Source organism: Aromatoleum toluolicum, from assembly GCF_012911005.2.
GTDB classification, from domain to species: Bacteria; Pseudomonadota; Gammaproteobacteria; order Burkholderiales; family Rhodocyclaceae; genus Aromatoleum; species Aromatoleum toluolicum.
In genome coordinates this window covers 1-8478 of record NZ_WTVS01000126.1, presented here as the reverse complement: position 1 = coordinate 8478, position 8478 = coordinate 1, and the positions used below count along the sequence as shown (strand labels likewise).

Below are 8478 nucleotides of genomic sequence, written 5' to 3'. Positions count from 1 at the left end.
ACCAAGCACCCACACTTATCGGTTGTCCAATTTTTTAAAGAACCACTGCCGAAGCAGCGAGAAAGAGATTCTGACAAACTCAACCGCTTTCGTCAAGCACCGCAGCAAACTTTTTTAAATCCGCTGCCGCACCGCCCCCCTCTTTCCTGCCCTCCACCGCCGCCGCCAAATCCGCCGCAGCGCTGAAGAGGCGCGAATTATATAGACCTCAATTGAAGCGTCAAGCCATTTCCAAAAAAATTCCGGAAATTTATTCGCTTTGATAAAAACCCGCGCCGCCGGCGTAATTCTCGAATCGCGTGCATTCGCCGACGAAGGTCATGCGCACCGTGCCAGTCGGGCCATTTCGATGCTTGCCGATAATCAGTTCGGCGGTGCCCTTGTCCGGCGAGTCGGGGTTATAGACCTCGTCGCGGTAGATGAACATGATGATGTCCGCGTCCTGCTCGATAGCGCCTGATTCGCGCAGGTCGGACATCACGGGGCGTTTGTTCGGACGCTGCTCGAGGCTTCGGTTGAGCTGCGACAGGGCGACGATCGGGACGTGCAGCTCCTTCGCCAGCGACTTGATCGAACGCGAAATCTCGGACAGCTCGGAGGCACGGTTGTCGCTCTCCTTGCTGCCGACCATGAGCTGCAGGTAGTCGATGACGATGAGGCCGAGCTTGCCGCACTGGCGCGAGAGGCGGCGCGCACGGGCGCGCAGGTCGATGGGGTTGAGACCGGGCGTCTCGTCGATGAACAGTGGCGCGTCGTAGAGCTTGCCCATCGCCATCGTGAGGCGCTGCCAATCCTCGTCACCGAGGCGCCCCGTACGGATCTTGCCTTGATCGATGCGCCCGACCGAGGAGATGAAGCGGGTGGCGAGCTGCGTGCCCGGCATTTCCATCGAGAAAATGGCCACAGGCAGCTTGCAGTCGATCGCGACGTGCTCGGCGACGTTGAGCGCGAAGGTGGTCTTGCCCATCGCGGGACGGCCGGCGACGATGATCATGTCCGAGGGCTGCAGGCCGGAGGTCTTCTCGTCGAGATCGACCAGACCGGTCGGCACGCCGGTGACTTCGGACGGGTTGTCGCGGTCGTAGAGCTCCTGGACGCGATCGACGACCTGCTTGAGGATGGGCTGGATCGAGACGAAGCCTGTGGAGCTGCGCGCCCCCGCCTCGGCGATCTCGAACACCTTGGCTTCGGCCTCGTCGAGCAGGGTCTTGGCATCACGCCCCGTAGCGCTAAGGGCAGACGCTGCGATCTCGTCGCCGACGGTGACGAGCTTTCGCAGGATCGCGCGCTCGCGCACGATTTCGGCGTAGCGGCGGATGTTGGCCGCCGACGGCGTGCTGTTGGCGATCTCCGCGAGATAGGCGAGTCCGCCCGCCTGCTCGGATTCGCCGTTCTTCTCGAGCGACTCGAAGACCGTGACGACGTCGGCCGGCTTGCCGAGGTCGAGCAGCTTGCTGATATGGCGGAAGATGCGCCGATGGTCGTCGCGGTAGAAGTCGACTTCGCTGGCGAGGTCGGCGACGCGTTCCCATGCCTGGTTGTCGAGGAGGATGCCGCCGATCAGCGACTGCTCGGCTTCGAGCGAGTGCGGCGGGAGCTTGATTGCCGAGATCGCGGGGTCGCCGGAGTTCTCGGAAAAGCGGCGCTTTTGAGTAGCCATCGGGGGCGGTCTTCCAGGGGGTGCGGATGCGGAATTCTACCGAAGCGGCAGACGGCGCTGAAAAACAAAAGGGGCTGCCGAGGCAGCCCCTTTTCGATCACGTCAGTACCGGCGGATTACTGTTCACCGAGCACGGAGACGGTGACCGGAACCACGACGTCGTGGTGCAGGGCAATGTCGATCTGCACGTCGCCGATGGCCTTGATCGGACCTTCCGGCATGCGGATCGCGCTGCGCTCGATCTTGAAGCCCTGAGCTTCCAGCGCTTCGGCGATGTCGATGTTGGTGACGGAGCCGAACAGACGGCCGTCCATGCCGGCCTTGCGGGCGATCTGCAGCATCAGGCCTTCGAGCTTGGTGGCGACTGCCTGGGCTTCGGCGAGCTTCTCGGCCAGGGCCTTTTCGAGCTCGGCGCGCTTGGCTTCGAATGCGGCCATGTTGGCCTGCGTCGCACGCTTGGCCATGCCTTGGGGGATCAGGTAGTTGCGGGCGTAGCCGTCCTTGACCTTGACCACGTCGCCGAGGGTGCCGAGGTTGGCGACTTTTTCGAGCAGAATGATTTGCATGTCCGATCTCTCCTGATTACTTGTGCAGATCGGTGTAAGGCAGCAGGGCGAGGAAGCGCGCGCGCTTGATCGCGGTCGACAGCTGACGCTGGTAGCCGGCCTTGGTGCCGGTGATGCGGGCCGGCATGATCTTGCTGTTTTCGGTGATGAAGTCCTTCAGGATGTCGACATCCTTGTAGTCGACTTCCTCGATCTTTTCCGCGGTGAAGCGGCAGAACTTGCGACGCTTGAACAGGCCGCGGTTGCCGCGGTCATCCTTCTTCTTTGCAAACTTCTTGTTGAACGCCATTTTCGTTTCCTTCCAGAAATTCGATCTTGCTCAGGTGCAGTACCGGGCTCCGGCTGCGAAGACTCTTCGCGGCGAGAAATCCGGCGACCCTTATCCTCATGCCGGGGGATGCGCTGGCCAGCACAGCAGCCAACTCACCAACCGCAACCGCCTGCAGTTCCACCGAAACTTCGCGAACCAGGCCCGCTTCCATTTGCTTCGATTCGTGCGCGAGGCCGCAAGCGGCGATCGGCACTCCTGCCGGGGTTCGACGCAGGGGCTGGAGTTCAGCGATCCGGGCGTCGAGGTGCAGCTGGTTATTCCCCTCGTCGGTCACCTCAGGCGGATTCGGTCTCGGACTTCGCTTCTTCCGCGGCCGGGGCGGCGGTCAGCGAGCGGGACTTCTCTTCCTTCATCATCGGCGACGGGGCGGTCACGGCGGCCTTCATCTTGACGACGAGGTGGCGCAGGACGGCATCGTTGAACTTGAAGGCGTGCTCGAGCTCGCCGAGCGCCTCGCCGTCACACTCGATGTTCATGAGGACGTAGTGAGCCTTGTGCACCTTCTGGATCGGATAGGCCATCTGGCGGCGGCCCCAGTCTTCGAGGCGATGGATCTGGCCGTTACGGGCGGTGACGAGCGACTTGTAGCGCTCGATCATCGCCGGGACCTGTTCCGACTGGTCCGGGTGGACGATGAATACAACTTCGTAATGTCGCATGGAAACTCCTTGCGGTTGATGACAGCTCCCCGGCATGCGAACCGGTAGAGCAAGGGAAGCCGATTAGATTAACAGGAAAATCTCGGCAAATCAAAGGGCCGCGTCAGCGCGGGCGCGCGTCCCAGATCTTCTGCAGGCGCTTTACCGACATCGGCATGGGCGTCTTGAGTTCCTGCGCGAACAACCCGACGCGCAGCTCTTCGAGGAGCCAGCGGAATTCGTCGAGGCTCGGGTCGTCGACGCCCGCCTTGCGCTTGGCAAGCCGTTCGCGCTCGAAGGGCTGGGCGAGGCCGCGCCAGTCGGCGAGGAGCTGGGCGTCGCGCGCGGGGTTGTTGCGCAGCTTGTCGAGGCGCACGCCGGCGGCCTTGAGGTAGCGCGTGAAGTGCGCGAGACGCTCCCACGGGAAGGCGACGAGGAAGTCCTTGGGCATCAGCTCGCGCACCTGGGCCTGGATGTCGGCGGCGACTTCGGGGAAGCCCTTGAGGCCGGTGAGGCGTTTCTGCAGCGCGGCGTGCTCGGCGATGAGGCCGATCGCGAGGCGCATGAATTCCTGCGCGATGAGGGTGATGCGCGGCTTGGCCTCGGTGCAGCGCCGCTCGAAGCTTGCGGCATCGGCGGGGAGGGGGTCGAGGAGACAGGTGCGTGCGAGGGTCGCGGCGACGAGCTGCGCCTTGAGTTCGGCTTCGGTGCCGAATGGAATGAAGGCGAGCGCGAGCTCGCGCAGGCCGGGGAGCTTTTCGATCGCGCGGACCTGGTCCTTGAGCGTGAGCGCGAAGAGGCGGGCGAGGCCCTTGCGATGAACCTTCGCCGCTTCCTCGGGGGTGTCGAAGGGGCGCAGCGAGACGCTGTCGTCGTCGTCGTGCAGGGCGGGGAAGCCGATGACTTCGCGGCCGGCGACCTTGACTTCGAGGAGTTCGGGCAGCTCGCCGAAGGTCCAGGCGGTGATGCCGGAGAGCTGGGACGCGGGGGCTTCGGGAGCGGCTTTCGCAGGGGCGCCCTGCCCTATCGATCCTTTCTCGGAGGGCGGGGGTAGCGCGGTCTTCGTCAGAGCACTTTCCGGGATGGCGATCCGCGCGCCCCTGAATCGTTCGGCGACCTGATCGCGAAGACGCGTGCGCAGTTCGGCGAGGTTGCGCGACTGGCCGAGCACGCGCCCGTGCTCGTCGATGACGCGGAAGTTCATGAAACAGTGCGGATTGAGGTTTTCCGCACGGAAGGATTCCATCGGCAGCTTGAGCGACACGCGCTCCTCGACGAAGCGTTGCAGCGCGCGCAGGAGCGCTTCGTCGGTGTCCCATTCGCCGGCGTCGAAGTGCTCCATGAAGGCCGCGGCGCTTTCGGAGATGGGCTGCAGGCGATGGCGGTGCTTCTGTGGCACGGTGCGCAGCAGTGCGGCGACCTTCTCTTCCAGCAGGCCGGGCACGAGCCACTCGCAGCGGTTTGCCGGGATCTGGTTGAGCATCGCGAGCGGGACGGTGAGCGTGACGCCGTCGTCGGCTTCGCCGGGCTGGTGCAGATAGGTGAGCTTGAGCTTCTGGCCGAGGACTTCGAGGCTGGCCGGAAAACGGTCGGTGGTGATGCCTTCGGCCTCGTGGCGCATGAGCTGGTCGCGCGAGAGGTGCAGGAGCTTCGGCTCGGCCTTCTCCGCCGTCTTGCGCCAGGCCTCGAAACTCGGGAGATCGAGAATATCTTCCGGCAGCTTGGCCTCGTAGAAGGCGTGGATCAGCTCTTCGTCGACGAGGACGTCGGGGCGGCGGGACTTGTGCTCGAGACGCTCGATCTCGGCAACGAGGCGGCGGTTGTGCTGCAGGAAGGGCATGCCGCGCGCCGCGCCTTCGGCGATCTCGCCCTGCACGAGACCTTCGCGGATGAAGAGCTCGCGGCACAGCAGCGGATCGGTGTCGCGATAGCCGACGCCGCGACGGGCATAGAGGACGAGGCCGTGGAGCGTGCCGCGTTCCCAGGCGCGCACGGCGCCGGTGGCCTTGGACCAGTGCGGTTCGAAGACTTGGCATTTGATCAGGTGGGCGCCGACTTCCTCGAGCCATTCAGGCTCGATCTTCGCGAGGCAGCGGCCGAAAAGCCGCGAGGTGTCGACGAGCTCGGCACAGACGATCCACTTGCCGGCCTTCTTTGCGAGCGCGGAGCCGGGATGGGGCCAGAACTTGATGCCGCGGGCGCCGAGATAGCTGCCGGCCTGCGGACCGCTGGCGTCCTCGATCTTGCAGCCGACGTGGCCGAGCAGGCCCGCGAGGAGCGCCTTGTGGAGGGCGTCGTAGTGCGCGGGCTTGTCGTTTTCCTTCCAGCCGTGCTCGGTACACAGCGTGTGCAGCTGCGTATGGACGTCGCGCCATTCGCGCAGTCGCATGTAGGACAGGTGATGCTGCTTCGCCCACGCCTTCTGCTTGCTGCCGGTTTCGTGGCGCAGCACTTCCGCCCAGGCCTTCCACAGGTTCCAGTACCACAGGAATTCGGAGCGCTGATCCTGCTCGCCGCCGCGGAACTTCGCGTGCGCCTGGTCTGCGGCGCCGGGGCTCTCGGGGTTGCGCTCGCGCGGATCCTGCGTCGACAGGGCGGCGGCGATGACGAGGACTTCCGAAAGGCAGCCGCGGTCGCGCGCGGCGAGGATCATGCGGCCGATCTTGGGGTCGAGCGGAAGCTTGGCGAGTTCGACGCCGATCGGCGTGAGTTCGCGCGCATCGTCGTCCGAGACCGCACCGAGCTCGGTGAGGAGCTGGTAGCCGTCGGCGACCATGCGCGGCAGCGGCGCGTCGATGAAGGGGAAGTCCTCGACGGCGCCGAGACGCAGCGACTTCATGCGCAGGATCACGCCGGCGAGCGAGGAGCGCAGGATCTCGGGGTCGGTGTGTGCGGGGCGCTTGCCGAGGTCGTCCTCGTCGTAGAGGCGGAAGCAGACGCCGTCCATGACGCGACCGCAGCGCCCGGCGCGCTGCTTGGCGGCCGATTGTGCGATCTTCTCGACCTGCAGTTGCTCGACCTTGTTGCGGTGCGAATAGCGCTTGACGCGTGCGAGTCCGGTATCGACGACGTAGCGGATGCCGGGGACGGTGAGCGAGGTCTCGGCGACGTTGGTCGCGAGCACGACGCGCCTGCCCTTGCCGGGCGCGAAGACGCGCGCCTGATCCTGCGCGGACTGGCGCGCATAGAGGGGCAGGATTTCGGTGCCGGCGGCGTGATGGGCCTTGCGCAGGGCTTCGGTCGCTTCGCGGATCTCGCGTTCGCCGGGCAGGAACACCAGCGTGCCGCCGGGACCGCTGCGGTGCGCCTCGTCGACGGCGTCTACGATCGCGTCGTAGAGGTCGCGGTCCTTGCGGCGGTCGGCGCCGGGGCGGCGGGATTCCTGCGCCGGCTCGTCGTCGGATTCGACGGGACGGTAGCGCAGCTCGATCGGATACAGGCGACCGGAGACTTCGATGACCGGCGCCGGCTTGCCGTCGGGCGCGGCGAAGTGGCGGGCGAAGCGGTCGGCGTCGAGCGTCGCCGAGGTGACGATGACTTTCAGGTCGGGACGGCGCGGCAGCAGGGTCCTGAGGTAGCCGAGCAGGAAGTCGATGTTGAGGCTGCGCTCGTGGGCCTCGTCGATGATCAGCGTGTCGTAGGCGGCGAGCGTCGGGTCACCCTGCGTCTCCGCGAGCAGGATGCCGTCGGTCATCAGCTTGACGCAGCTCGCTTCGCTGAGGCGGTCGGTGAAGCGGATCTTGTAACCGACGGCCTGGCCGAGTTCGCTCTTCAGTTCCTGCGCGATGCGGGTCGCGGTCGCGCGCGCGGCGAGGCGGCGCGGCTGGGTGTGGCCGATCAGGCCGGCGGCGCCGCGACCGAGCGCGAGGCAGATCTTGGGCAGCTGCGTGGTCTTGCCCGAGCCGGTTTCGCCACAAACGATGACGACCTGGTGGGCCGCGATCGCCGCGGCGATCTCGTCGCGCCTTTGCGTGACAGGGAGTTCGGCGGGGAAGTCGGGCTTGGGCAGGCGGGCCTGGCGTTCGGCGAGCGTCGCGCGCGAACGGGCGCGCAGCGCGTCGAGGTCGGCCTGCAGGCGCTCGCGCTTCGCCCCCTGGTTGCGGCCCAGATCGCGCGCGAGCCGGCGCAGGCGCGGGCGGTCGGCGGTGAGGCAGTCGGAAAAATCGTCATGCCGGCGCTCATGGCGGAGCCGGGGGTCGGTAGCAGTCACGTTTGGGGTCGTCGGCGGGACCGCCCTGCCCGAGCAGTTGCAGGCGGTCGTTCATTGCCCGCCGGGCGGCGGGTCACATCGGGAAAGTCGCCCGAATTATGCCAGAACGGCCGCGCGTGGCATTACTCGCGCCCCTGGCCTCTTCTCGGGGGCGCTCACTCCCCCGCGGCGGAGAGGATCAGGCGCACACGCTCGGGCGTCGGCGGATGCGTCGAAAGATAGCCGCCCTTCCCGTCCGCGTCCGGATCGACACGCTGCAGGATGTCGACCAGGCGCTGCGGGCTGATCCCGTGGCGGCGCAGGCTTTCGACCGCATTCAGGTCCGCCTCGCGCTCGAAGTCGCGGGAATAGCCCAGTTGCGTCAGCATCACGGGAATCGCCGTGACGGCCGAGGAAACGGTTGAAATGTCACCCACGATCAAGGTGGCGAGGAGGCCCAGCAGCGAGGACTGCAGGGAGGCGCGCATCGCGTGGCGATGCGCCACATGCCCGATCTCGTGCGCCAACACACCGACGAGTTCCTCCTCGTGCTGGGCGCGCCGGACGAATTGATCGGTGAAGATGACGGTGCCGGCGGGGAGCGCCAGCGCGTTGGCGCCTATCGTGGAGGCTGCATCGCGGAACACGACCCGGACGGCCACGCCCGCCGCGCCCTCCTGTACGAGTGGCGCAAAGGCTGCGCGCAGCCGCGCCTGCTCTTCCTCGGGCAGACGACTGGGTTCGAGAAGTTGCCGATCGAGAATTTCGAGCACCATGCTCTCGGCGTGCGCATTGAGTTCGGCGGGCAGCGCGAAGGCCGCCATTCGCGCCAGCGCAGGCACGCCCCAGTGCACGCTGCCCCCTACGAACGCGACGGTGAGCACCAGTCCCAACAGCACAAAGCGCAGCTTCGACTCCAGCCGATGCGCCAGCCCGCTCGCCGGCGCACGCTGCGCGAGGAGCCGGTCGACCGCGTCGTTGTCGGAAGTTTCGAAGCTCGCCCCGCCTGCAAAACGCAGGAAACGCGGGGTATTGCCGACACGCGACGAGAATTCGACGCGATCGAGCGCGAGTGCCGGATGCAGGATTTCGCC

Annotated in this window: 8 protein-coding genes; 1 reads left to right on the top strand and 7 read right to left on the bottom strand. The window is 66.1% G+C overall.

Annotation, left to right across the window (positions count from 1 at the left end):
- A partial coding sequence (locus tag GPA27_RS27255) for a hypothetical protein (protein ID WP_211165277.1) occupies positions 1-186 on the top strand: 186 nt, incomplete at its 5' end.
- A 64-nt stretch (positions 187-250) separates the two neighbouring features.
- On the opposite strand, the gene dnaB is transcribed toward GPA27_RS27255, so the two are convergent.
- From dnaB to GPA27_RS27220, 7 genes are all read right to left on the bottom strand, one after another.
- The gene (dnaB, locus tag GPA27_RS27250) at positions 251-1660 is read right to left on the bottom strand and encodes a replicative DNA helicase (RefSeq protein ID WP_169143555.1); all 1410 of its coding nucleotides are present in this window, start codon (positions 1658-1660) and stop codon (positions 251-253) included.
- 116 nt (positions 1661-1776) lie between these two features.
- Complete coding sequence (gene rplI, locus GPA27_RS27245; protein WP_169143554.1) at positions 1777-2226, bottom strand: 50S ribosomal protein L9; 450 nt, start codon at positions 2224-2226, stop codon at positions 1777-1779.
- A 16-nt stretch (positions 2227-2242) separates the two neighbouring features.
- Positions 2243-2515 carry a 30S ribosomal protein S18 gene (gene rpsR / locus GPA27_RS27240; RefSeq protein ID WP_169129314.1) on the bottom strand — a complete coding sequence of 91 codons (273 nt, stop codon included), beginning with the start codon at positions 2513-2515 and terminating at the stop codon, positions 2243-2245.
- Positions 2478-2831 (bottom strand): primosomal replication protein N, encoded by a 354-nt coding sequence (gene priB, locus GPA27_RS27235; protein WP_169143553.1) that lies wholly within the window; start codon positions 2829-2831, stop codon positions 2478-2480. The genes rpsR and priB overlap by 38 nt, the downstream gene beginning before the upstream one ends.
- A 1-nt stretch (position 2832) precedes the next feature.
- Positions 2833-3216: a 30S ribosomal protein S6 gene (gene rpsF / locus GPA27_RS27230; protein ID WP_169143552.1), complete on the bottom strand. Its 384-nt coding sequence runs from the start codon at positions 3214-3216 to the stop codon at positions 2833-2835.
- Between the two features lie 103 nt (positions 3217-3319).
- The gene (hrpA, locus tag GPA27_RS27225) at positions 3320-7405 is read right to left on the bottom strand and encodes an ATP-dependent RNA helicase HrpA (RefSeq protein ID WP_169143551.1); all 4086 of its coding nucleotides are present in this window, start codon (positions 7403-7405) and stop codon (positions 3320-3322) included.
- Positions 7406-7560: 155 nt separating this feature from the next.
- Positions 7561-8478, bottom strand: a 918-nt coding sequence (locus GPA27_RS27220; protein WP_169143550.1) for a M48 family metallopeptidase, incomplete at its 5' end; no start/stop codon positions are given.

Excerpts from the sequence above, each read along its gene's own strand:
- dnaB (WP_169143555.1), bottom strand. The coding sequence starts at position 1,660 with ATGGCTACTCAAAAGCGCCGCTTTTCCGAGAACTCCGGCGACCCCGCG.
- rplI (WP_169143554.1), bottom strand. The coding sequence starts at position 2,226 with ATGCAAATCATTCTGCTCGAAAAAGTCGCCAACCTCGGCACCCTCGGC.
- rpsF (WP_169143552.1), bottom strand. The coding sequence starts at position 3,216 with ATGCGACATTACGAAGTTGTATTCATCGTCCACCCGGACCAGTCGGAA.
- rpsR (WP_169129314.1), bottom strand. The coding sequence starts at position 2,515 with ATGGCGTTCAACAAGAAGTTTGCAAAGAAGAAGGATGACCGCGGCAAC.